This is a genomic window from Candidatus Zixiibacteriota bacterium (genome assembly GCA_034003725.1).
Taxonomy (GTDB): Bacteria; Zixibacteria; MSB-5A5; order GN15; family FEB-12; genus WJMS01.
Genome location: JAVEYB010000004.1, coordinates 104,357 through 130,358, shown reverse-complemented (window position 1 = coordinate 130,358; position 26,002 = coordinate 104,357). Strand labels below are relative to the sequence as shown.

The 26,002-nt window shown below is 57.8% G+C and carries 16 protein-coding genes; 15 read left to right on the top strand and 1 reads right to left on the bottom strand.

Translation table 11 applies throughout. From position 1 onward, the window contains the following. Positions 1-10 precede the first annotated feature (10 nt). The 4 genes from egtD (at position 11) to RBT76_06665 (ending at position 5,839) form a co-directional block, all read left to right on the top strand. Positions 11-1,033 carry an L-histidine N(alpha)-methyltransferase gene (gene egtD, locus RBT76_06680; GenBank protein MDX9857456.1) on the top strand — a complete coding sequence of 341 codons (1,023 nt, stop codon included), beginning with the start codon at positions 11-13 and terminating at the stop codon, positions 1,031-1,033. A gap of 131 nt (positions 1,034-1,164) precedes the next feature. Further along, positions 1,165-2,550 (top strand): MBL fold metallo-hydrolase, encoded by a 1,386-nt coding sequence (locus tag RBT76_06675; GenBank protein MDX9857455.1) that lies wholly within the window; start codon positions 1,165-1,167, stop codon positions 2,548-2,550. Positions 2,551-2,738: 188 nt separating this feature from the next. Continuing rightward, on the top strand, positions 2,739-4,601 hold the full coding sequence (locus RBT76_06670; protein ID MDX9857454.1) for a choice-of-anchor B family protein: 1,863 nt from the start codon (positions 2,739-2,741) through the stop codon (positions 4,599-4,601). A gap of 131 nt (positions 4,602-4,732) precedes the next feature. After that, positions 4,733-5,839: a YncE family protein gene (locus RBT76_06665; GenBank protein MDX9857453.1), complete on the top strand. Its 1,107-nt coding sequence runs from the start codon at positions 4,733-4,735 to the stop codon at positions 5,837-5,839. A gap of 22 nt (positions 5,840-5,861) precedes the next feature. On the opposite strand, the gene RBT76_06660 is transcribed toward RBT76_06665, so the two are convergent. Continuing rightward, complete coding sequence (locus tag RBT76_06660) at positions 5,862-7,886, bottom strand: VCBS repeat-containing protein (protein MDX9857452.1); 2,025 nt, start codon at positions 7,884-7,886, stop codon at positions 5,862-5,864. 480 nt (positions 7,887-8,366) lie between these two features. On the opposite strand from RBT76_06660, the gene RBT76_06655 reads away from it, so the two are divergent. From RBT76_06655 to RBT76_06605, 11 genes are all read left to right on the top strand, one after another. Then, positions 8,367-8,894 carry a multiheme c-type cytochrome gene (locus RBT76_06655; protein MDX9857451.1) on the top strand — a complete coding sequence of 176 codons (528 nt, stop codon included), beginning with the start codon at positions 8,367-8,369 and terminating at the stop codon, positions 8,892-8,894. Between the two features lie 199 nt (positions 8,895-9,093). Further along, positions 9,094-9,852, top strand: a complete 759-nt coding sequence (locus RBT76_06650) for an SDR family oxidoreductase (GenBank protein MDX9857450.1) — start codon at positions 9,094-9,096, stop codon at positions 9,850-9,852. Between the two features lie 310 nt (positions 9,853-10,162). Continuing rightward, positions 10,163-11,449 carry a Glu/Leu/Phe/Val dehydrogenase gene (locus RBT76_06645; protein ID MDX9857449.1) on the top strand — a complete coding sequence of 429 codons (1,287 nt, stop codon included), beginning with the start codon at positions 10,163-10,165 and terminating at the stop codon, positions 11,447-11,449. A 232-nt stretch (positions 11,450-11,681) separates the two neighbouring features. Continuing rightward, positions 11,682-14,900 carry a PEP/pyruvate-binding domain-containing protein gene (locus RBT76_06640; protein ID MDX9857448.1) on the top strand — a complete coding sequence of 1,073 codons (3,219 nt, stop codon included), beginning with the start codon at positions 11,682-11,684 and terminating at the stop codon, positions 14,898-14,900. Positions 14,901-16,140: 1,240 nt separating this feature from the next. Beyond that, positions 16,141-17,418 carry a CoB--CoM heterodisulfide reductase iron-sulfur subunit A family protein gene (locus tag RBT76_06635; GenBank protein ID MDX9857447.1) on the top strand — a complete coding sequence of 426 codons (1,278 nt, stop codon included), beginning with the start codon at positions 16,141-16,143 and terminating at the stop codon, positions 17,416-17,418. 3 nt (positions 17,419-17,421) lie between these two features. Beyond that, positions 17,422-19,644: an FAD-dependent oxidoreductase gene (locus RBT76_06630; GenBank protein ID MDX9857446.1), complete on the top strand. Its 2,223-nt coding sequence runs from the start codon at positions 17,422-17,424 to the stop codon at positions 19,642-19,644. 446 nt (positions 19,645-20,090) lie between these two features. Further along, entirely contained in the window at positions 20,091-21,305 is a 1,215-nt protein-coding gene (gene dsrA, locus RBT76_06625; protein ID MDX9857445.1) for a dissimilatory-type sulfite reductase subunit alpha, read from the top strand. A 54-nt stretch (positions 21,306-21,359) separates the two neighbouring features. Continuing rightward, complete coding sequence (gene dsrB / locus RBT76_06620; GenBank protein MDX9857444.1) at positions 21,360-22,436, top strand: dissimilatory-type sulfite reductase subunit beta; 1,077 nt, start codon at positions 21,360-21,362, stop codon at positions 22,434-22,436. Positions 22,437-22,447: 11 nt separating this feature from the next. Continuing rightward, positions 22,448-22,693, top strand: a complete 246-nt coding sequence (locus RBT76_06615; protein ID MDX9857443.1) for a hypothetical protein — start codon at positions 22,448-22,450, stop codon at positions 22,691-22,693. 24 nt (positions 22,694-22,717) lie between these two features. Beyond that, positions 22,718-24,172: a cobyrinate a,c-diamide synthase gene (locus RBT76_06610; protein MDX9857442.1), complete on the top strand. Its 1,455-nt coding sequence runs from the start codon at positions 22,718-22,720 to the stop codon at positions 24,170-24,172. A 133-nt stretch (positions 24,173-24,305) separates the two neighbouring features. Next, on the top strand, positions 24,306-25,988 hold the full coding sequence (locus RBT76_06605) for an NAD(P)-binding protein (GenBank protein ID MDX9857441.1): 1,683 nt from the start codon (positions 24,306-24,308) through the stop codon (positions 25,986-25,988). Positions 25,989-26,002: the final 14 nt, after the last annotated feature.

Here is a 26,002-nt window from a genome sequence, read left to right as displayed (position 1 = left end):
CCGAAACGCTATGGCAGCCGAATACAAGGTAATCAATGCGACCGACTACTCGGACTCCTTCGGAGAGCGTGATGCGTTCGCACTCGATGTTCTGGTCGGGCTCTCGGAGACGCGAAAGTTTATCCCGTCGAAATACCTGTACGATGCTCGCGGAAGCGAGCTGTTCCGATCGATCACGCAGCTTCCCGAATACTATCCGACCAATTGCGAGATCGAGGTGCTGGAAAAACGTGTCGGTGAACTGGCAAAATTCGTCTCCCGACAGCCGTTCAACCTCGTTGAGCTGGGCGCAGGATTCGGCCGCAAGACTCGGATATTGTTGCGGGCGTTCTCCGAAATGCGGCTGGACTATCGTTACGTCCCGATAGACATCTCCGAGTCGGCGATGGCGGGCCTCATTGCCGAGCTACGCGATAATCTGCCGCAGGTCGAAGCGCACGGTCTGGTGACGGACTACTTCAACGGACTGAAGTGGCTGAACAACCGAGGGGATCGGCACAATTTCGTGCTGTTTCTCGGCTCGTCGATCGGCAACTTCTCGCATAACGAATCCCGCGTCTTCCTTCGCAATTTGTGGAACTGTCTCAATCACCGCGATCACGTTCTGATCGGTTTCGATTTGAAGAAGGATATCGAAATGCTGCTGCACGCGTACAATGACTCACAGGGCGTGACCGCTGAGTTCAACCTCAACTTGCTCAGGCGCATCAATCGCGAACTCGGGGGGCATTTCGACGTCTCGCGGTTCCGGCACTTCGGAACGTACGACGTGTTTTCCGGCGGGATGGAAAGCTTCCTCGTGTCCTTGGAACGCCAAACCGTTTATATCGACATGATAGGGCGATCCTTTTCGTTTCTGCCGTGGGAACCGATTCACACCGAATACTCATATAAGTACCTCGTTCCGGAAATCGAACGTCTCGCCGGCGAGACCGGCTTCTCCGTGTCCGGCCACTATTTCGACTCCCGACGGTACTTCGCCGACTCGATGTGGCAGGTGGAGAAGCCGGCGGCCCTGCATATCACCGAATAATCTGTTTGCCTAAATCGACAATCCAGTGTACATAGGATCAGCACTTTCGGTTTCCGCGACGTGAACCGGCGCGCCTTTCGTTGATAATGCCGGTTGCCGATCGCGCGGATTGATGTTGAGAGGACTTCTGGATGATCCGCCTGGCGTTTCACGGCGCCGCAGGTATGGTGACCGGTTCCAAGTACCTGCTGTCGGTCAATGATGAGCATATTCTAGTCGATTGCGGCATGTTTCAGGGTCGTCGGGAGCTGCGTCAGAAAAACTGGCAGCCGCCGGCATTCGAGCCAACCTCGGTAAGCGCAGTCATTCTCACCCACGGACATATCGATCACATCGGATATCTGCCACGTCTCGTCCGGTTCGGTTACAATGGACCGGTGTACGCCACACACCCGACGGTCGACATAGCCAAGCTGTCCCTGCTCGACGCCGCGAACATCCAGATGGAAGACGCGGAATACCGCAACAAGAAGAAACTGACTCGCTACGAGAAGGCGCTGCCGCTATTCGATACCGATGACGTCGCCCTGATCGAGGGTCTGTATCGGGGCGTCCCGTTCGACTCCTGGACCAGCGTGTCCGACAACATTCGGTTTCGATACCACGCGGCGGGCCATATTCTCGGTGCAGGCAGCGCGGAACTGGAGTTGCATGACGGCGACCGTACGGTGTCGGTTCTCTTCTCCGGCGATCTCGGCCGGTACGGCAATCCGCTGACGCGAAACCCGGCCGAGCCCCCGACCACAGACTACCTTGTGTGCGAATCAACGTATGGCGGAAGGATTCATCCTCCCGAGGACGCGCACCAGGACTTCATGGAACTGGTACGCGATGCTGTCAAGCGGAAGAGCATCCTGTTGATTCCGGCGTTCGCAATCGGCCGGACACAACAGGTAACCTTCCTGATCGACCGGCTGATCGAACACGGCCTGGTGCCCGATGTCGACATTCACATCGACTCGCCGATGGCCATATCGGCTACCGACATTTACTGCAAGTACCCGTCCATGCACTCCATCGATCTCCACAAGCTTGGCGGCGCGGGTTGCGTCTTGCATGGCAAGCGCGTCCACCTGCACCGCAAGCGGAAGTCGTCCAAACAGCTGAACAAACTGAAGGGTCCCGCCATCATCCTGTCGTCGTCCGGCATGCTGACTGGAGGGCGAATCCTGCACCACCTGATCAACCGTCTGCCCGATCCAAGAACCACCGTCGCGCTGGTCGGATACATGGCCGAGGGGACGCTGGGGAGGCAGTTGATGGACGGTGCCACGAAAGTGTATATCCACAAACAACCGATTGAGGTCAAGGCGCGAGTGGTGACCTTGTCGGGGTTGTCGGGTCATGCCGACTACTATGAGATTCTCCACTGGGCTGAGCCGATCGCTTCGGCGCCGAAACGTGTGTTTATAACCCACGGGGAGCCGGATCAGGCCGAGGCGATGGCCGGACATTTCCGCGTCAAGCGCAGCTGGAATTGCCACCGTCCGGGGCTCGGCGAGACGGTGGAACTCTGAGCGAGAGTCCCCGGTCGACCGCGTCGGGCCGCTCCGCCCCGCCAATAGTGGGCTTACTGGGCCGATTTTTTCCATATTAATGTTGACTTTCCGTCCGCATCGGCTATCTTGTCGAGAACCCTCACCGAAGCCCGACCGATACGAATACGAACGTTGCTTATATCATCAAATCTTGTGGAGACTCAGATATGACAAGCGGCTCAACAGCCCGGGCGCTATTGGCTGCGGGCGTGACTCTTGGTGCGCTGCTCTGTGCACCGTCGGCAAGCGCCGTCCCGCCGGGGCACGATGTCGGCTTTGGCAATCAGAACGCCCCTGATGCGCCGGGCTCCGGTTCCCGGAACGCCTCGACCGCTGCGGCTGACTACACCGCCGCCGGCGACACCGTCTTCTCACTCTGTCCGATTGGGATTATCCAGTTCTCTCCGGCCGCCGGAGGAACCGACTGCTGGGGCTGGGAGGCCCCCGACGGTACCGAATACGCCATCATGGGGACGTACAACGGTATCACGTTTGTGAATGCCAATACAATGCAGGTTGCCGACGAAGTGCCCGGACCGACCGTGGGCTGTGGGAGTACGCGCTGGCGCGATATCAAAACCTATCAACACTACTGCTACGCCGTCTCCGAATGCTCCGGGGCTAATCAGGGCATCATGATCATGGATATGTCCTTTTTGCCGGATTCCGTGCGGCTGGTCGGCGCGTACTCCACCGCAAGCGATTTCACGTCGCATAATCTTGTCGTCGACACCGCCGAAGGGTACCTGTACGCCGTCAAGCGATTCTACACCGGAGTTCGCATCATAAGCCTGGCCAATCCAATCGCACCGGTCGAGTTGGGCTTCATCGCCACACCCGACTGCCATGATATGTACGCCCGCAACGACACGGTGTGGATTGCCGAAGGCTCGAACGGGACCTGGTCGGCATGGGATCTGGCCAACAAAGCGGCCCCGCAGCTGATCCAGCGTGTATCGGTGCCCGCCGCCGGGTACGTGCACAATATCTGGCCGTCCGGCGACGGACGTCACGTGGTTACGACCGAAGAGACAGGCTTCAAGACCATCAAATACTGGAATGTCGAAGACTATAGTGACGTCCAGCTTGTCGGACAGTACCTGGCGCCATCCAACCTGGCGCATAACGCGCACATGATCGGCGACACCGCATACATTTCCCACTATGAGAGTGGAGTGGCTATCGTCGATTTCTCCGTGCCGGGTTCGCCGGTGGAACTCGACTTGTACGACACGTATCAGTCCGGTGAAAGCTCGTCTTTCAACGGATGTTGGGGGACGTATCCGTTTACGACATCAGGCAAGGTGTACGGCTCGAATCTCGACAACCGCTTGTTCATCATGGAAGCACGCCCGGTCATCACGACCGACACCATTTTCGGAGACACGGTCCTGACAGCGCCCGGCAGCGACGTTCGTGTGGACGTGTCCATCAACAATCATTCGCCCCTGACCGGGATCAACGTGCCCTTCGCATGGGGCGGACCCTTCAATTTGACATTTGACTCCGTTTCGACGGCCGGGCTGCGAACCGACTACTTCTTCCAGAAAACATACACCGTGTTTGACCCGGTTAATCATCGGGCTGCCTACGCGGTTGTCACGGGTTCCGGTCAGCTTCCGCTTCCGCCGGGCAGCGGACCGGTCATGAGCCTGTATTTCAGCGTGCCGCCCGGCGCTTCCGGCGACTCAAACCTGGTGGATTTCAGTGCCTTCTCGTCCACCATTCCTGAGATCATGGCCGCATGCCTTCAATTCGAATTGGAGACGTCGCCTGCCGTCATCGAGCTTGGAGCGCCGCCGTGCTGCGCGGGGACGGCCGGCAATGTGAACCAGGATGCCGGCGGGGCGGTCGATCTCTCGGACCTCATTTATTTGGTGAACTATCTGTTTCTCGGAGGTCCGGACCCTGCATGCGAACAGGCGGCCAATGTGAATGGTGACGCCGGCGGCGCAATCGACCTCTCCGATCTGATCGCCCTGGTTAATTTCTTGTTTCTCGGAGGAGCCGGGCCGGCCGCGTGCCAGTAGCGAGTCGCCGCCTTCGCCGACGTAAAGATAACCTCGCGGTTAGCACATGTGGATGATGATCACCGTGCCGCGCCGGTCGCGCCGGCCGCCCGTCATTGTCGTCGAATGACTACACCTATTGCGGAGACACTATGAGAAAGTTCGCAGTCCGTACGCTGCTTGGCGTTGCTGCGGCGAGCGTATTGTGGTTTGCCTGCAGTGATGACAACCCGGTCAGTCCGGAACCGGCGGCGTTCGATATCCTGTATGTCCTCAACCAGGCCGACCAGACAATCTACAAGTACAACGCACAGACGCTGGTGCGGATAGACTCTCTTTCGACTCCGGTCGTCGAACCGCACTTCATCGAGTTCTCGCGCGACCATTCCTGCTACTACGTGATCGGTCGACAAGTGGGCGGTCAGATTGCAAAGTACCGTACCGCCGACGACTCACTGCTGCAGCTGGTAACGGTGCCGGGGACGGTGTTTCCAACCGCACTGGCCATCAGCCCGAATGACGACACCGTGTACGTGTGCGATTTCTCCGATACCAAAGGGCGTATCCATCGTTATGCTGCGTCCGGCAACAACTTCGCGTATCTCGATTCGTCCCTGCAGGCCGGCTATCAGACGCACGACCTGCATTTCGCCTCCAGCGGCGAATTCTTCGTCTCCGTGGGTTTCAACAGCGATGACATCACCATCGTGAATCTTGACTCCGGGTCCACTACGCCGCTGCTGGTTCAGGATGCATCCACCGGTTTCGGTACGCCGCCGGCTGGCTACGGCCCTTACGGCGTTCGTGTCGATAATGCCTCTGAGTTGGCGATCGTAGCATGTCGCAAAGGAGTCGATCAGATCCGTGTGATCGACCTTCTTACTCGTCAGCTTGTTGATTCCATCGTCATTCCCACCGCCGACCAGACGTCTTCAGCTATGGCCGGGCCCACGATGATGCACGTCGCCCCCGATAACGACATCGTCTATGTGACCGGATTTACGGACAACCGCGTCTGGGTGGTGCGTCTGTCGACAGCGAGTGTCGTCCAGACCATTCCCCTGGGGACTGCACGCCCGTTTATGGTTATGGCCGATCAGTCCGGTGACCGTGTGTATGTCTCCACTACCGGCTTTCGTCCGGACGACGGAACGCTATACGTCATCGACGGGCAGAGTTATCAGGTGATCGATTCGGTCGCGGCGGGGTCCGAGCCGTTCGGGTTCAGCATCCTGCACCATCAGGGCGGCCATCACTGAGGGAGTTCGATCGCCGCCCGCGTCAATTGCAGGGGGCAGGCGGCGGGCCGCCGAGAATGACAGCATTGATGAGGTAGATCGCATCACGCAGATCGACCACACCCATCGCGTCGCCGTCGACATTGGCCGCCGGGAGGCAGCTCAGATCGGAACCGCCGAGGAAAAGCCAATCGACTAGCCGCACGATATCGGCGATCTCCACGGCGCCGGAGGAATCGGCGTCGACATTGCCTGCGGTGCCGGAGCAACACGAACCATCGCGGCTCCAGTAATTCAATCCTCCGTTGCCTTCGCCCACGACAGCGTCATCATCGCCGTCACCGTCGAAATCGGCAAAGACGACGGCCGGAAACAACCCGTCATCGGTGCCCGGGATGACCGCGCTTTGCGGAATGAGTGTGAGCGAGTCGGGCATTTGTCCGGGAGCGGCGGCATTGCGCCACAGCGTTAGACCCAGCGCGGCAGTGCCGGCAATTACGTCCGGTCGCCCGTCGCCGTCCCCGTCATATATCTGCGCCGAGGCATAATCGCGCGGCGTGATGACCGGCAGCAAAGCTGCTGTCACCAGTGACAACGACGGGTTGCCTTCCGCCCCCGTGTTTTGGTAGAGGCGTATATTCGCCCTGCTGTTGAAATCCCATTCTCCTACGACCAGGTCAGTCAGCCCATCACCGTTGAGATCACCGCTCCGGGGAGTCGCATACTGGTCGACCTGAATGCCGGCCAGTTGATTTGATTCCTGTACGAGCTGGATCGAATCGGCGGTTCCGATATTGCGCCAGTATTCGATTCGACCTCCGCCGGTGCCGATCAGCAGGTCAAGGCGGCCGTCCGAATCCCAATCGACAAGCACCGGCGCTGCAAACGTCCCGACATCGATGGAGGCGAAGAAGTCTGTCCGATGACTCAGAACCGGGCGAAGCGGCGTACCGGTGTTTTCATACAAAGTCAGCCGGCCATCGAAACGCCCGATTATCATGTCCAGGTCACCGTCCGCGTCAATATCGCCGATTGCAGGAAAAGCGTTGCTTCCGACGTCTATGTTGTCGACGAAGTTCAGATTCTCGAGGACATAGGATGCGGATGAGGCGCTCCCGTTATTGCGATATAGTCTCAGGTTGTCGAGCGCCGAACCGTTGCCCACGCCGATCAGCAAATCCAGGTCGCCGTCGCCGTCGATATCGGCGGTCGTCGCATGATTGAACCCGACAGTATTACCCGGCAAGAACGTATCGGTTTCATACGTGAGATCGGAAACGTTCGGGGTGCCCAGATTCGCGAACAGGTAAAGATTGACATTATTGATATCTCCCCAGAACAGATCGCCGTCGCCGTCGTCGTTGATATCGGCGAAGTGAATGCACGAAAAGCCGTGTCTCTGGTCCGCGGTGCGCTTCGCGCCACCACCCGGAAATGCTGCGATACTATCATAGCTGTCGGTGATAAATGTGAATGACGGTGTGGTACTGTCGCCGTCATTGCGATAGAACGCAAGAGTGCCGGTTACCCCTCCCAGGAAGAAGTCGAGGTCTCCGTCGCTGTCGATGTCGAAGAGGACCGGCGTGTTGTTGACCCCCGTCATCAATCCATCATACGAAGAATCGACCAAGACGAAGTCAGGGGAGAGACCGGGCTGGTCATTGCGGTGAAACTCGACGCCCCCGTTTCGGTTGTCGCAGAATAGATCCATATCGCCGTCTGCGTCAATATCGACGGCTGCAAACCAGCTGCCCACATCGACGCCGCCCAGTCGGTTGGAGATAACCTCAAACGCCGGTTCGCCGGACGGAGCCGTGTTTCGGAGATAGAGGATTTTGCCGGATCGCTCGCCGATCAGCAGATCGAGCCGGTCGTCCCCGTCAAAGTCTACAAGCGACGGTTTGGCCTCGTTGATGCCACCGAGAAACGGGAGTGCCACCGGCTCGCCTTCGCGAGTGACCGGGAAAGGTGTTACTGAGCGCGTATAGGATTGCCCCGCTGCCGTTTGCACGACTATCAACAGGAAAAAGGAGACGGCGGCCAGGGCCCAGACCGGCTGTTTGGTCACACGGGTGTCCTCATTGCTACTGGTTGCTCTTCGGGACCGGCGGAGCCGGCTTCTCCTGCAACACCCTGTTTGCATATGTCGTTTCCGCGAAATCACCGATTGTAAGCCTATTAGTAGAGTCCCCAAAGCATCGCTTACCTGCATCGCCATCATAGGCGGTGCGCCTTCGGTGAGTGACAAGGCCCTCTGAGCGATCGGAATCGTTGCTCCGCCCCGTAAGTATCTCGTTAGTATCAGCTTAAGTCGATCTAAGTGATACTATATCTGCAATTCTCGTTGGACAAGGAGGCGTTGAGGAGTGCGAGTCATTGTACAGCATACCGTTTTGTGGGAAGAAAGACGAGCCGACAGCGTATAACTGATAGAATGTCATGTGAGTGTCATGAGAATTCTGTTGCTTCGGCGGGTGTCGGGGTGTATAAATAGCCGAGTAGGAAATGACAACTTGATTGATCGTCTTAGACTGAACTGGAGGAACGAATGGTCAAGAAGCTGATGCTGCCCATGGTAGCCCTCGTGGCACTAGCTCTGGTGAGCCCGATCCTGATCGCTCAGGAGGAGGCCAAAACAGGGGAAAAGGCTGCCGGTCATGAGTTTATCGGCGTGAAGAAGTGCTCGTTCTGCCACAAGAAGGACGGGACTTTCCCGAGTTGGGAAAAGACCCCCCACGCCACTGCTTTCGCGAGTCTGAAGACCGACGCAGAAAAGGCTGATCCCACCTGCCTGACCTGCCATGCCACGGGCAAGCTGGCTACCGGTGAAGTGCTTGAAGGCGTACAGTGCGAGTCCTGCCACGGCGCGGGCGGCGATTATTGGAAAAAGTCCGTTATGGAAGATCGGGAACTGGCCATCAAGAACGGCATGATTATCCCGACCGCCGAGACCTGCAAAACTTGCCACGAAGGCAAAGTCCCGGAAGGCCACAAGGAACTGCCGGCCTTTGACTTTGAGAAGATGAAGGCGACAGGCATCCATGACATGCCGGTAGCAGAGAAGACCGAAGGCTAATCAGCGCCCTTAAATCAGCGACTTAAAACACCCCCGGCGCGCCGGGGGTGTTTTTTTGACTGTCTCGGGGCCGTCTTTTTAGGTTTACACGCCACATCCAGATGGCTATCATAGACTGATTTGGTCGGCCACACCGGGACGAAACCCCTGTGGTCCCGGGTGACATTTCTATCCAGCAAGGAGGCTCAAGAGAGCATCGATGTATCCAGAAATAGCGGGGAAAAACGCCCTGGTTACTGGCGCGGCTCGTGGTTTCGGGCGCGCCATTGCGGTTCGATTGGCTGCCGAAGGAGCTCGTGTGGTCGTAAACTACCGGAGGAGCATGTCCGATGCGGCAGCAGTCGTTGAGGAAATCCAGCAGGCGGGAGGCCAAGCCGTTGCCATTCGTGGAGATGTCGGCAAGGAACAAAGCCTCGACAAGATGTTTCGGGCGATTGAGGAACAACTCGGGGCGCTCGATATCGTCGTCGCCAACGCGGCTTTTGGCGTTCCGGGAAACGTGCTGGAAGCTACCCCCCATCACTGGGAAGTGACGATGTCTGCGTCGGCGTGGTCTCTGATCGCCATGACCCAGAGAGCCCTCCCTCTCATGACAACCGGCTGGGGCCGAGTCATCTCCATCACCAGCGATGGAGGGCAGAAAGTTATCCCGGGGTATGGCGTCGTTGGCCCGGCAAAAGCCGCCCTGGAATCCATTACCCGTGGCCTGGCCTACGAACTGGCACGCCGCGGAGTCCTGGTAAACGGCATCCTTGCGGGGTTGGCGGATACCAAATCATCACGTTCCATTCCGGGCGCCAATGACGTTATCCAGCACGCCTCCCAGCATACCCCCAGAGGGCGAATTGTAACCGGCGACGACATCGCCCGGGTTGTGGCGTTCCTCTGCTCCAACGAAGCCGAAATGATCTGCGGTCAGTTTATCACGGTCGACGGCGGTCGGAATATTCTAGGATAGCGGCGGAGTCCAGTCTTTTGGGACCTAAGGCGAATGTTCGGCGGGCTCCGGTTTTTCCCCTCCTCAGATTTCGCAAGTTCCCCAGTACGGTTGGACTTGACAGAATCGCTTTTCGGTTATATATCAATCCTTGTGAATTTTGTAACAAATGGGAGGCGGCGCATATTTCGGCTTCGGAAAGTCGATTGGTCGGAGCGTTTCGGCCAGAAGACTGAATACTGTCGCCCGATTTAGGCTGCAGCCTTCGTTCGTATAAGATCCGAAACACGTGAACGATCATATCTGATGTCACAACCTAAGGGGTACTTTGATGAGTGCTTCGTCTTTTAACCCGTTTCAAATGGCACAGTCGCAGTTTGACAAGATTGCGCACATGTTGGAACTGGACTCAGCAGTCCGCGAATTTCTTCGCAATCCGGTTCGGGAATACAGCTTTCTGATCCCCGTGCGAATGGACGATGGATCGGTACAGGTTTTCCGGGGATTCCGGGTTCAACACAATGACTCGCGCGGTCCGAGCAAAGGCGGCATCCGGTTCCATCCGCAGGAGACGCTGGACACGGTGCGCGCCCTGGCGATGTGGATGACGTGGAAATGCGCGACCGTTGACATTCCGCTTGGCGGGGGCAAAGGTGGCGTGATCTGTGATCCGCACAACCTGAGCTCGCGCGAGCAGGAAGGACTCTGTCGCGGTTGGGTCCGTCAGTTGGCGCGCAATGTCGGTCCGTATCAGGATGTACCGGCTCCCGACGTCATGACATCGGCCCAGCACATGCTGTGGATGCTCGATGAGTATGAGATGATTCGCGGCGAAAAGGCGCCGGGATTCATCACCGGCAAGCCGGTCGGTATGGGCGGCTCCCTGGGACGAAAAGAAGCAACCGGGTTCGGCGTCATGTACACGGTTCGCGAGGCGCTGAAGGAACTCGGGATTCCACCCAGTAATACGACAGCGTCAGTGCAGGGATTCGGAAACGTGGCTCAACACGCCATCCGTTTGTATACCCAGATGGGCGGAACCTGCGTGTGCGTGTCGTGCTGGGATCAGAGGGACCAGACCTCATACGCTTTCCGCAAGTCCGACGGCGTGAAGGTCGACGAGCTGGCGGGGATTACCGACCGATTTGGCGGCATCGACAAGGCCAAAGCCAAGGACCTCGGCTATGAAATCCTGCCCGGAGATTCCTGGATTTCTCAGGATGTGGACATACTTGTACCGGCGGCCCTTGAGCATCAGATTACCGCGGACACCGTCAAGAAAATCAGCTCGAAGGTGAGAATCGTTGCCGAAGGAGCGAACGGTCCGACCACTCCGGAAGCCGACCAGGTACTCTTCGATCGGAAAGTGCTGCAAGTCCCCGACCTTCTCTGCAACGCCGGTGGCGTTACATGCAGCTATTTCGAACAGGTCCAGAGCAACATGAACTACTTCTGGGAAAAAGAGGAAGTCCTGAGCAAGCTGGATGTGAAGATGACGACCGCATATCTGGCGGTCAGCGAACTGGCGCAGCGCCGCAAACAGAACATGCGCAACGCCGCGTATCTCATCGCGGTAGACCGGGTCGCCCGGGCCTGTCGCGACCGCGGCTGGGTGTAACACCCACTTACACTTGTTGGCGATCTCATGCAGCGGCGACCGGATAGACCGGTCGCCGTTGCTGTTTGTACGACACCGGACGAGGCGACCTTTTCCGCTTGGATTTGCCGATACCGATAATATCTTCGTATGGAACGGCGCCGGACAAGCCCACGAGGCAGCCGCCGCTCGGCGATCGGCGGCAGTGACGGTGTGGTGACAACACGCGTCTTGGGACGGGAGACAGACACAGATGGACGACGGCAGGGATTCATCGACTGAACGACATGATGGACTTCGCGAGCGTGCCAAGGAGCTGAACTGCCTGTACGCGGTTGAAGAGCTGCTGGCCAACCCCCAAAATGAGCTCGACGACGTCATCCGGGGGCTGCTTGCCGCAATACCCACAGGGTGGCAGTATCCTGACGTTTGCCAGACGATGATCGTTTTGGACGGTGAAGAGTATTTTTCCACAGGGTTTGTCGAGACGCCCTGGAGTCAGTCCGCCGATATCGTCACCCCCGACCGAATTGTGGGTCGGATTGCCGTGTACTACACCGAGCAGATGCCCGCGGCCGATGATGGTCCGTTTCTGAAGGACGAGGCCAGGCTCATCAAGACGATCGCCGATCTGCTGGGCAATTTCGTTTCTCACTCCCGAATGCGCCAGGTGCTGCAGGACTGGGAAGTTGCCCGACGGGACCGTCAGGGGCGCGAGCCGGGCGACTGGCGGATTATACTCGACATGCTGGCGCGCACCGACAAAAATCTGTACACCCGCATATCACACAAGATGCTGAACCAGCTGTGCTGGAGCGGCAACAAAGAGGCTGAAGAGCTACTCCAGAAGTCAGACCTTTATCGCAAGGGCGACGCAGAAGACTTGATGGTCGACTCCAACCGACCGTACCAGAAGCGCTCATATCACTTCCCCATGGAACTCGGGGAGGCGACGTTCCGGCTCGCCTCAAAACATCTCAATGATCTTGAGATTCTCGCTCGCATCCAGAAGTGGATGCAGGAGGAGAAACTCGGCTTTCTGGTGAGGGCGGTGGAGCGCAACCTGTCGCTGCCCGAGGTGGCCGACGCTATTCGACGGTACCATCATATCTCGAGCCAGGAAGACGAGTTGTCGCGGCCTTCACGGGTGGGTGTGCGCGTGTCGCTGATTCGTCGATTCCTCTCAGACCAGCTTAATTATATCAGTATCGCAAAAGAATACCTCGGCATTCGTGATTTTTACGAACTACTCCAGTACATCATCTTTTCGTCGGAGAGCCATGGTCGGTTGGGCGGCAAGAGCGCGGGGCTGTACCTGGCGGCGCAAATTTTGAGGCAGGAAGCGTCGCATCGGCCCGAACTGGGGCGGATCAAAATCCCCAAAACCTGGCACATCACCTCCGACATGCAACTGAATTTCATGCATTACAACAACCTGGATGAAATCGTAGAACAAAAGTACAAGGAGATTTCGCAGATCCGATTTGAGTATCCCTATATCGTCCATACGTGCAAAAACTCCCGTTTTCCCCCGGAGTTGACCAAGGGGCTGTCGGTCGCCCTTGACGATTTCGGCGAAAGACCTCTTATCGTGAGGAGTTCCTCGGTACTCGAAGATCGTGTCGGGGCGGCCTTCTCCGGCAAATACAAGAGCTTGTTTCTGGCCAATCAGGGAACCAAACAACAGCGTCTGGAGGCGTTGCAGGATGCTATCGCCGAAGTCTATGCTTCGATGTTTGGTCCCGATCCGATTGAGTATCGATGCGAACGGGGTCTGCTGGATTTCGCCGAAGAAATGGGCATCATGATCCAGGAGGTTGTCGGTACTCGGGTCGGAAAGTACTTCCTGCCGTCGTTTGCCGGGGTGGCATTCAGCCGAAATGAATTCAGGTGGTCGCCACGGATCCAGCGGGAGGACGGGCTTATCAGGCTGGTTCCCGGACTGGGCACCCGGGCGGTTGACAGGCTCAGCAATGACTACCCGATCATGTTTTCACCCGGCCAGCCCGGGCTCCGCGTGAATGTATCGGTCGACGAGATGGTCCGCTACTCTCCGCGCTGGGTGGACGTTATTAATCTCGAGACGAATTCTTTCGAGACGGTTGATGCGGCCAGCCTGTTCGCCGAGTGGGGAGACACCATTCCCGGTGTCTCACAAATCATCTCGATTTTGCGTGATGGCGGTGTGCGGCGAATGTCGCTCGCCGAGACGGCGTACGGCCGGGAACACCTGATAGTGACCTTCGAGGGGCTGATGGAGAATCAGCAGTTCGTGCGGCAAATGCATGCAATCCTCAAAGTACTCGAGGAGCGGACGGGGTCCCCGGTCGATATCGAGTTCGCGCACGATGGCAAAGATCTGTATCTCCTGCAGTGCCGGCCGCAAAGTCATTCCGATAACAGCCAGCCGGTCGCCATTCCGCGTGACTTGCCCCGGGATCGCGTGTTGTTTACGGCGAATCGTTTCGTCTCCAACGGCGTTGTGCCCGATATCTCCCATATTGTGTACGTGGATCCCGGCCAGTATAGCCGATTACCCGACCGCGATCACCTCAACGCCGTCGGCAGGGCAGTTTCCCGTCTGAATAAGATCCTGCCCAAACGGCAGTTCATCTTGATGGGACCGGGACGCTGGGGCAGCCGTGGCGATATCAAGCTCGGCGTAAACGTCACCTACTCAGACATCAATAACACCGCTGTTCTCGTGGAGATAGCGCGCTCCCAGGGCAACTACACACCGGACCTGTCGTTTGGAACGCACTTCTTCCAGGACCTGGTTGAGGCGAGAATCCGCTATTTGCCCCTCTATCCCGATGAACCGGGGAACGTGTTCAACGAGAAGTTCCTGACCCAGTCACGGAGCATCTTCGCCGAATTGCTTCCCGAGTTCTCCCATCTTGAAGGTACCATTCGCGTGATTGATGTCGGGCAATCCACCAACGGAAGCGTATTGCGCGTTCTGCTGAATGCCGATCTCGACGAAGCGGTAGGGGTGTTTTCACGGCCGACGTCGGAACGTCCCATCGTCACGGAGCACGACCCGGCGGTACCGATGGCGACCGAATCACACTGGCACTGGCGACTGCATATGGCAGAAAGGATAGCCCGGCTGATTGACCCGAAGCGCTTCGGCGTGGTTGGTTTCTATGTCTATGGCAGCACCAAAAATGGCACGGCCGGACCGGGCAGCGATATCGACCTGATCGTGCACATCCGGGGATCCGAGCAACAGCGTGCCGATCTGTTGCAGTGGCTCGGCGGGTGGAGTTTCTGTCTCGACGAGATCAACTTTCTGCGGACAGGGTATCGCCGGGGCGGCCTGCTCGATATCCAGTTGGTTACTGACGATGACATTCGCGACAAATCCAGCTATGCGGTCAAGATTGGAGCCGTGACCGATGCCGCGAGGGAGTTGCCGCTTGGCGGGACGTCCGATTTTCACCAGAAGCAGCGCTCGCCCGAGCGTCCGTAGCCTGAATGACGCGGTGGCGGTAGCAAAATAACGTCGTTTCCGGCGCGGCGACGCGTGCGTCGGCACACCGCGTATCCTTCCGCCGACCCGCCGCTGTTTGTATTCCCCTCTATCGTTTCGATCGAATCGGAGTGCACCTCGGTTATTATCCCGCAATGGCTCCATCGGTTCTTTCCGGATCGGATGAGATACACCGAACCGGGCAGAGACGATTGCCTTACGCCGCTTTCGATCGTTTGGAGCATGTTTAGCTGCCGTGCTCGACCGGCCATCTGAGAGCATGACCTTGACAGGGGGATGGGAGTCGGGTTTCCTGTCTCCCCACACGCCTGCTGTACGACAGCGCAGACAAACCCGGCGCACCACGGGAGGGTTCGGCCGTCTTGTCCATTCATATAGAGTCGGACCCAGGGACCTCGGTTGACACCGCCGACCTCGCGGGCGGCAGCCTCAAGATGATGGCCCGCAATCGTGGTGATCGCTTCGGAAAGTGAGACCGGCGGTACGGACAGTGGGGCGAGTGCCTTGAGCATCGGTTCGATCAGTCGGATTAAAACACCGGAGTCGACCGGCCCGAGCGGGTCCATATCCTGCCCCCTCCTGAACTCGGACGCGGCCGCCTGGGTTTGAGGACCGAATTGTCCGTCTATCTCGACCGGCAATGAGTTTAGAGAGAGCCATTCCTGAACCAGTCTGACGTCGTCCCCAACACTGCCGAAGTCCACTGTATTATCGGTAAACAGATGCCATGATGGCGGAAACGCGCGCAGACGTTTGATGGCGGTGGCGAATGCTGCTGCGTCCATCCGTTTTTCCCTCCCATCGATGATAGACCCTATCGATATCTATCTCCATCTTGCCGGCGGCGGCCGCGTTGGCGACCCTCGAGAAGTCTGAAACAGGGGAAGGCACCATTTTTACCATCACTATTGTATTTAAAATGAGCAGGTTAGCGGCTTGGTATGCTGCCACCAGTGCCGCCGGCCGGATGGCATTGAGGGCCTGCCGATGGTGCCCGGATAGTGAGGTATTTAGTTACTTTTTTCACATAAGACCTTGACAATATGGACACGTGTGCCTTTACTGACGATATTGACACGTGGCGAATGTCCAATCAGGACGTTCCGCGAGCGCGTTTGCGCCGAGATGTTTGTTATAAATTTCACAAGCATCTCCTGCCCGAACCTGTCGATTCGGTCGGTTTGCATTATGGCTCACGGCAAATATGAAGGAGATGGGTATGGCGGAATTTGAGCCTCTCCAGAACGAAATATCAGCAAACACCCTGGTCGTCGGAGGCGGAATCAGCGGCATGACGGCTGCGATTGAGACCGCTGAGGTCGGTCGCAACGTCATTCTCATCGAACGAAAGCCTACGATCGGCGGGCGTGTTCTGGCGACCAATCAGTACTTCCCGAAGCTTTGTCCGCCATCGTGCGGGATTGAGATCAATCTCAAGCGACTTCGCGTAACAGACAAGGTTCGGGTTCTGACGCTCGCGGAGATTGTGTCCGTGACCGGACAACCCGGCCGTTACGAGGTAACCATTCGTCTTAACCCCCGATATGTGACCGACAAGTGCACGCTGTGCGGCGAATGCGAAAAAGTCTGCGACATCGAGCGGGACAACGACCTGAACTACGGCCTCGACAAGACAAAGGCGATTTATCTGCCGCATCTGATGGCTTACCCGCATCGCTATGTAGTCGATGCCGCACACGCAGCGGATGAGCGGATGAAGAAGGTGGCGCAGGCGTGTCCCCACGGCGCGATCGATCTTGAAATGCAGCCGCGAACGATCACAGCCACCGTGAAGGCGATCGTGTGGGCAACCGGGTGGCGACCTTACGACGCCACGAAAATCGACAATCTCGGCTTCGGACGTATTCCAAACGTCGTTACCAGCGTGATCATGGAACGACTTGCGTCGGAGTCCGGTCCCACGGGAGGCAGGATCCTGCGGCCGTCCGACAAGAAAGAAATCAAGAGTATTGGGTTCGTCCAATGCGCCGGGTCTCGCGACGAAAACCACCTGCCGTACTGCTCTGCAGTCTGTTGCCTGGCGTCAATGAAACAGGCGACCTACGTGCGGGAGCGGTATCCCGACGCCGACGTCCACATGTTCTACATAGACGTCCGGTCACCCGGACGGTATGAAGACTTCTATGTCGCCCGGCAGGCTGACACGAAAATGCATTTCCACCGCGGAAAGGTCGGCAAAATCGTGGAAAACCCGGCCACCGGCAACGTGATTCTCGAGGCCGAGAACACGATGACCGGACAGATAACCAAAGCCGAACTTGATATGGCCGTTCTCGCGATCGGTATGGTGCCGAATTCAGCTGATCAACCGCCGCCGCTCGATGTACCGATCGACGAGTTCGGATTTCTGGTTGCCGACGGAGATTGCGGCATCATCGGCGCCGGCTCGGCGCTGAGGCCGATGGATGTGGCAAGCTCGATTCAAGACGCCACCGGTGCTGCGCTCAAGGCAATGACGGCAGAAGCGAGGAGGTAGGCCATGGACACCAAGGTTGGCGTTTATATATGCAAGGGCTGCGAAATCGCGTCATCGATCGACGTCGACAAGCTGGTTACCGTCGCGACCGGCGAATACCACGTGCCTGTCTGCAAGACGCATGACGCGTGGTGCAGCGCCGAGGGAATACAAACCATCCGCAAAGATGTCGAAACTGAAGGGCTCAATCGGGTCGTTGTCGCGGCCTGCTCCCAGCGCGTATTTCCTGAGCTCTTCGTATTCGGCGACTCGGTACTGACCGAACGCGCGAATATCCGCGAGTACGGCGCGTGGGCGCACGAGCCGAATGACGAAGACACGCAGATGCTCGTCGAGGACTACCTGCGCATGGGTATCGTCAAAGTGCAGACCTCTGAACCGGCGGTGCCTCTTATCGAGGAAACCAGCAAGGACATTCTCGTCATCGGCGGCGGTATGACCGGATTGACCGCGGCCCGAGCCGCGGCCGACGCCGGTTACCGCGTGCATCTGGTCGAGAAGGAGCCGCAGCTGGGCGGTTGGGCACGGTCATTTTCCAGAGTGTTTCCGAAACGACCGCCGTATCGGCAACTGCAGGACTCCGGGTATCCTGAATTGGTCAAGGCTGTCGAGACGCACGACAACATTGTGGTTCATACGAACTCACAGATAAAATCGGCCAAGGGCGCACCGGGGAAATTCGACGTCACGCTCAGAAACGGCTCGGACGCACCGTCGTTCAAAGTTGGTGCGATGGTCGTCGCGACCGGGTGGACGCCATATCCGGCCGAAAAGCTATCCCATCTCGGTTACGGCTCCAGCCCGAACATCATCACCAACGTGAAGATGGAAGCGTTGGCGCTGTCGGGAGAGATGAAGCGTCCGTCCGACAACAAGCCGATTGGCTCAATCGCATTCATTCAGTGCGCCGGCTCCCGCGATCAGGACCACCTGCCCTACTGCTCGACAGTCTGCTGCCGTGTCTCCTTGAAGCAGGCGATGTACGTGCGCGAAAAGTACCCGGATGCCAGGATTTACGTGATTTACAAAGACATCCGCTCACCGCAGCAGTACGAGCTCTTCTACCAGCACGCGCAGACCGACGACGGTATGTTCCTGACCAAGGGAGAAATCGGCAGCGTCAGGCCGGATGGTGATCAGATTGCCATTGATGTGTCTGAGACCCTTCTCGGAGAAGACATCACCATAAAGGCGGACATGGTGGTTCTTGCCACCGGCATGGTGACAACCAACAAACCCGACGATATCCCTGTTGCAGCGGATGCGGCCGATGAGGCTCTGCTCGAAGACGGCAAGAAGGCCGCCGCCGGCGCCGAGAAAGGCGCCCATCTGATCAACCTCGGGTATCGCCAGGGCACCGACCTGCCGACCCTCAAGTACGGTTTCCCCGACAGCCACTTCATCTGCTTCCCGTACGAAACCCGTCGCACGGGCATATATGCGGCCGGCCCGGTGCGTTCCCCTATGGATTTTGCAGCGTCGGTCTCCGACGCCTACGGAGCGGCTCTGAAGGCCATCCAGGCGGTCGAGGCGATCTCACGGGGGAGTGCGGTCCACCCGAGGGCCGGTGATAGCAGCTTCCCCGACTTCTTCATGACCAAGTGCACGCAGTGCAAGCGCTGCACGGAAGAGTGTCCGTTCGGTGCGTTGGACGAGGACGAGAAAGGGACTCCGCTGCCGAATCCGACCCGCTGTCGTCGGTGCGGGGTCTGCCTCGGCGCCTGTCCGGAGCGAATCATTTCGTTTAAGAACTACTCGGTCAACATGATTTCCAAGATGATCAAGTCCATCAGCATGCCCGACGAGTTCGACGAGAAGCCGCGAATCCTGGCGTTTGTCTGCGAAAACGACGCCCTCCCATCGGTCGACATGGCCGGGATCAAACGGATGAAGTACTCGCCGTTTGTCAGGATTATCCCCCTGCGCTGCCTCGGATCGATGAACGCCGTGTGGGTGTCCGATGCGCTGGCGTCGGGATTCGACGGCATCATACTGATCGGGTGCAAGCGCGGCGACGACTACCAGTGCCACTTTATCCGCGGGTCGGAGTTAGCCAACTACCGGATGGATAACGTCCGTGAGAAGTTGACTCAGCTGGTGCTGGAAGAGGAGCGCGTGCAGATCGTGGAACTGGCCATTAACGAATACTACAAGCTCCCTAATATCTTCGATGATTTTGTGGAAGAGATAAGCGGGATCGGGTTCAATCCCTACAAAGGGATGTAACCGGCTGAAGCTGGTTCGCGGTATGGGCCCGCCGCAAAGGCGGGTCCGTTTCAGTTTGAAGACGGAAGAACTACTATACTAATTAGCATGGTAGAGTCCATGCCCGGTTACTTTTTGGACCGTATTGATCCACGGGCTATCTCCGTAGTTATTGCAGCATAACACTTTCAGTTGTTATCGTGTCGTTTCTTGCTACGCCGTGCAAAATGGGACGCTTGGCGGACTTAAAGAAAATTTTCACATTTTGGGCTTGACGCATTAACCGGAATTCATTAGATAGTATGGAGGGAAATGGACAAACCGATCCTCATTGGCCGTTGGAGTCGATATTGAGGCGTTTTGCCCACTGCACTTTGTGAAAAAAATAACGAGCCATGACGATAAAGATGGTACGGATAGATGCTGTAACAAACCGCGTTACTCTGTGGTAGCCGGGAGGAGAAATCATGGCGGAGACAACATACAAGACCCCGTTGCTCGATGAACTGGAAAAGGGTGCCTGGCCGAGTTTCGTCAAGGAAATCAAGATGGCGGCGAAGCGCTCTCCGATGGCCAACGATCTTCTGGGGCAGCTGGAGCAGTCGTATCACGAGAAAATCGGACACTGGAAACACGGCGGAATCGTCGGCGTCATGGGCTATGGCGGCGGCGTGATCGGTCGGTATTCCGACCTGCCCGACAAGTTTCCGGGAATCTCGCATTTTCACACGATGCGAATCAACCAGCCGGCCGGCTGGTTTTACACCAGCGAGGCCTTGCGCAAACTGTGCGACATCTGGGAACGCCATGGTTCCGGATTGACCAACATGCACGGTTCAACCGGCGACATCGTGTTCCTCGGTACCCGCACCGAACAACTGGAGCCGATATTCGAAGAGCTGGCCAAGATTGACTTCGACATCGGTGGTTCGGGATCGGACCTTCGGACCCCCAGCTGCTGTAACGGCATGGCGCGGTGCGAGTGGGCTTGCTACGACACCATGAAGGCATGCTACACACTCACCCAGGATTTCCAGGATGAGCTGCATCGCCCGGCGTTTCCCTACAAGTTCAAGTTCAAATTTTCGGGGTGTCCAAACGATTGCGTGGCCTCAATAGCGCGTGCCGACATGTCCTTCATCGGAACCTGGCGCGACGATATCCAGATGGATCAGGCCGAGGTGAAAAAGTACGTGGATACGGGCCTGAATATCCAGCAAGACGTAGTCGAGCACTGCCCCGGCAAGTGCATGGAATGGAACGGCAAAGAGCTGTCTATCGAAAACAGCTACTGCGTCAAGTGCATGCACTGCATCAACGTAATGCCCAAGGCGCTGCGCCCCGGCAAGGATCGAGGCTGCATGATCCTGATCGGTTCCAAAGCGCCGATCGTGGAGGGCGCTCAGCTGTCATCGGTTCTCGTTCCGTTCATGAAAATGGAACCGCCGTATGACGAGCTGAAGGACCTCATCGAGCGCATCTGGGATCTCTGGTGCGAAGAGGGCAAAAACCGCGAACGCGTCGGCGAGTTCATCCAGCGTGTCGGTCTGGGGAACTTCCTCGATGCGATCGGTGTCGAGCCCATCCCTGAGATGGTTGCTCATCCCCGTGAGAATCCCTACGTCTTCTATGAAGAATACTTCGAGGAAGACAGCGGCGACGAAGAGGAGACCGAGTCGTAATCGATTCTCCAGGGAGTCTGAAAACGAAAAACCAGTGGAACATAGAGGTTTGATATGGCAGTAGAAAGACGGACGGACTTCGGCCCGCCACACTATGAGAGGTTCTTGCCGCCGATTATCAAGCAGAATTACGGCAAGTGGAAATATCATGAGATCCTTAAGCCGGGTGTCATGGTACACGTCTCGGAAACCGGCGACAAGCTGTACACGGTTCGCGCGTCCTCTGGCCGTCTGCTCAGTATCGACAAAATCCGCATTTATGCGGACTTGGCCGACAAATACACCGGCGGCTATCTGCGATTCACCAGCCGGCACAATGTCGAGTTCCTGTTGACCGACCCGTCGAATATCGACCCGCTTATCGCCGATCTGCAGAAGATCGGTCACCCGGTTGGTGGCATCGGGAACGCGATCACTTCGATCGTACACACACAGGGCTGGGTGCACTGTCACTCGGCGGCCACCGATGCGTCGGGAATCGTGAAGTGCGTGATGGACGACCTGATTGAGTACTTCGATGGTCGGAAGAAGCTGCCGGGCAAGCTCCGTATCGCACTGGCGTGCTGTCTCAACATGTGCGGCGCGGTACACTGTTCGGATATCGCCATCCTGGGCATTCACCGCCGTCCTCCGAAAGTAAACCACGAGATGCTCAAGAAGCAGTGTGAGATCCCGAACGTGGTTGCCGCGTGCCCGACGGCCGCAATTCGACCGGCGATCGTCGATGGCAACCAGTCAGTGGAAGTGATCGAGGACAACTGCATGTTCTGCGCCAACTGCTACACCGTCTGTCCGTCGATGCCGTTGAACGATCCGCTGAATGATGGCGTGTCGATTTGGGTCGGAGGCAAGGTGTCCAACGCGCGTCACGAGCCGATGTTCTCGAAACTCGCTATTCCGTTTATTTCCAACAATCCGCCGCGCTGGCCGGAAGTGACCGATGCGGTCCGAAGGCTGGTGGAACTGTGGGCGGCGAACGCCCGCAACCACGAACGGATGGGCGAGTGGATTCAGCGAATCGGCTGGCCGAAGTTCTTCCGGATGGCCGACATCCCGTTCCAGAAAGAACATATCGACGACTTCAAGCATGCCGGGCTGACCTATAAGCGGTCAACCCACCTAACGTTCTAGAGGGTAATGCCATGGCAAAGACAGTCGAAGAGATCGCCGACGCGATGTTCAACATGGTCAAAGAGGCCCAGGGGCAGAAGAAGCTCAAACCCATGGACCTCACCAAGGCCATGATGGAACTCTACGGCGATGATATTGACAAGAAGGTCTGCAAGGCTGCGATCAAGCAGCTCGTGGACAGCGGTCGGTGTGTCTACACCTATTTCGGCGGGAGTTTCCTGGAACTGCCGCATCGAGAGGGTGCAGCCAACGATTGACCCGAGCGTGTGAGGAATAAGCCCATGCGCGGTACACCACGGTTGCTCATCGCGGGGCTCTCGGGTGATACGGGCAAGACGATTGTCTCGTTAAGCCTGCTGAGAGCACTGCGCTCGAGGGGCGTAAAGGTCGCTCCGTTCAAAAAAGGGCCGGATTATATCGATGCCGCCTGGCTCGGCTGGGCGGCCGATACCGCGTGCCGGAACCTCGACACCTTTATGGTGCCGGCGGAATCCGTGCGCCAACGGTTCGGCGCGTCCAGCACCGGCCGTGATCTGGCGCTCATCGAAGGCAACCGGGGACTCTTCGACGGTCAAGACCTGGAGGGCACTCACTCAAGTGCCTCCCTCGCCAGACTTCTGGCGGCACCGGTCATCCTCGTGGTCGATGCGACCAAGGCCACCCGGACGCTGGCCGCACTGGTGATGGGAGCGATGGTATTCGAACCCGGCGTTGCGATCGCCGGGGTTATTCTCAATCGCGTCGCGGGTACTCGACACGAGTCAATTGCCCGCGCCACCATTGAGCAAGGATGCGGTATTCCGGTGTTGGGCGCGCTGCCGAAGCTGGGAAGTGGCCGCGCGCTCATCCCGAGCCGCCATCTCGGCCTGGTGCCGCCGACCGAAACCGATGAATGCGCCGAGATCAAGACCCGCCTGACCGAACTCGCACTGCACCATCTTGATCTCGACGCGCTTATCGAAATCGCTCACCGGTTCGACCAACCCGTCAACACCGCCGAACCGGTGTCGCCGGCTCGCGCTACGTGCACGATCGGTGTCTTTCGGGATTCCGTGTTCACCTTTTACTATCCCGAAAACCTGGAGGCGCTCGAGCAGGCGGGCGCACGCCTGGTCGCGATCGATTCGCTGACGGATCAATCGCTTCCCGTCGGACTCGACGGGCTTTATATCGGCGGCGGATTTCCGGAAACACAACTCGACCGGCTGGCCGGAAATCGTGCGCTGATGCGATCCGTGCACCGGGCTGCCGACAGCGGATTGCCCGTTTATGCGGAGTGCGGTGGACTGATCTACCTTGCGAGGACGCTGTGCCGGGATGATCGAACGTACCAGCTCGCCGGTGTTTTCGACATAGACCTTACGATGCAGCACAAGCCCTGCGGTCACGGGTACGTCGACGCTACTGTCGACGTCGTCAACCCGTTTCTGGCACCCGGGACGCGTATCCGAGGGCACGAGTTTCATTATACCGGGGCATCCGGTTCAATGTCGACACAGACATGTCTGAAAATCGAAACAGGCGTCGGCCTCGGCGGCGGACGCGACGGTCTGCTCAAGAAGAACGTGATGGCCTCGTATGTTCATATCCATGCCGACGGCGTGTCGTGTTGGGCGCCGTCGTTCGTGAATGCGGCTGCACGATATCGGCAACAACGATCGTCGTCCACAGCATCGACTGACAGCTCTCCGGAGGAGGAACCTGAGCCGTCTGTGGCGAAGTCGCTGACGATGTGAACCAGATAGAGGAACGGACGGCCACGGGAATCCAAACGCCGGAGCCGTGTCCGACGACGAAAGAACGAATGGCCCCAGGGGAGTGGACCTTTTGTCCGGGCAGTCCACTCCCCGAGAGCGGGAGAGAAGCAGCATGGCAAAAGTAGTCAAGAAGGTAAAGAAACTTGGAGGTCTGGGCCGCTCTTCCGGTGGGGCATCGAGCCGGGAGACATCGGACCTTCGGCCATATCTTGTTGAAAAGATACCGCCGTGTATCAACACCTGTCCTAACCAGAACCAGATTCGCGAATGCCTGATGATCGTCCACAAGGCGGAAGCGTACGGCAAGACTCAGGAGCAGGCATTCGAAGAAGCCTGGCATCGGTGGACGGAGACATCGCCGTTCCCGTCGGTATGCGGCCGGGTCTGCCCGCACCCGTGCGAAACGGAATGCAACCGTGCGAAACTCGAGGGTGCGATCGCAATCAACGCCTTCGAGCGGGCGCTCGGAGACTTTGGACTACGCAAGGGACTGAAGCCGAAAAAGCTCACCGAGGAAAAGCGCCCGGAGAAAATAGCCATTATCGGATCGGGGCCTGCCGGCATGACCGCCGCATATCAACTGGCGCGACGCGGATATCCGGTGACGGTGTTCGAAGCGTTCCCCAAGTCCGGCGGCATGCTGCGCTACGGCATCCCGGATTATCGTCTGCCGCAAAACATTCTCGATGCCGAAATACAGCGCATCCTCGACATGGGCGTCGAACTCAAGCTGAATACGATAATTGGAAAAGATATCCCGTACGCTGATCTCAAGAAAGACTACAAGGCGATTTTCGTCGGTCTCGGCGCACACACCGGTTACTCGCTGAAGATCGACGGTGAAGATGCCGCCAACGTGTACACCGGTACCGATTTCCTGCACCGCATCAATGTCGGCGATATGATCGATGTGGGCAAGAAGGTGGTCGTCGTCGGCGGCGGTGACACGGCGATCGACGCCGCTCGGGTGTCGCGGCGATTGGGCGCCGAAGTTACCATCCTGTATCGCCGCACCCGCAACGAAATGCCGGCCATTGCCGAGGAAATCGAGGGGGCTCTTGCGGAGGGCGTGACTATCGAGTATCTGGCCGCGCCAATCGCCATTACCAGGAGCGGTGACCGGGCGACTTCGATCACCTGCCAGCGCATGCAGCTCGGCGAACCCGATTCGTCGGGTCGGCGTCGGCCGGTACCGATCGATGGCGATACCTACGAACTCGAGTGCACCGCACTGATCGCAGCGATCTCACAGCAGCCCGATTTCGCGGGTTTCGAAGATCTCATCGAGGGCCGGGACTGGATCAAGATCGACGAACATATGAAGACGAAAGTCGATGCGGTATTCGCGGGAGGCGATAATATCAACCTCGATATCGCCGTCACCGCCATATTCCACGGTCGTCGTGCGGCAGAGGAGATTCACGCCATGTTAACCGGCGAAGTCCCGTATAAGCCGGAGGAGCGTAAACTGATCAAGGCCGAGAACATGATGTTGGCCTACTACGAACAGCGGCCGCGGACCGCGACTAAGGAGCTTGCCCCGGATGAACGGCTGAAATCGCTTACGGCGGAGATTGCGTCTACCCTGACCCTGGACGAGGCAACCGCCGAATCGCTTCGATGCATGAGCTGCGGCAAGTGTTTCGACTGCGGCACGTGCTGGAGCTTCTGCCAGGACAGCGCTATTGTCAAACCGCTAATCAAGGGTCAGCCCTACAAGGTCAAAATGGAATACTGTATCGGCTGCAAGAAATGCGCGGAGAACTGTCCGTGCGGATATATCGAAATGCACTAGAACGCCAACGCATA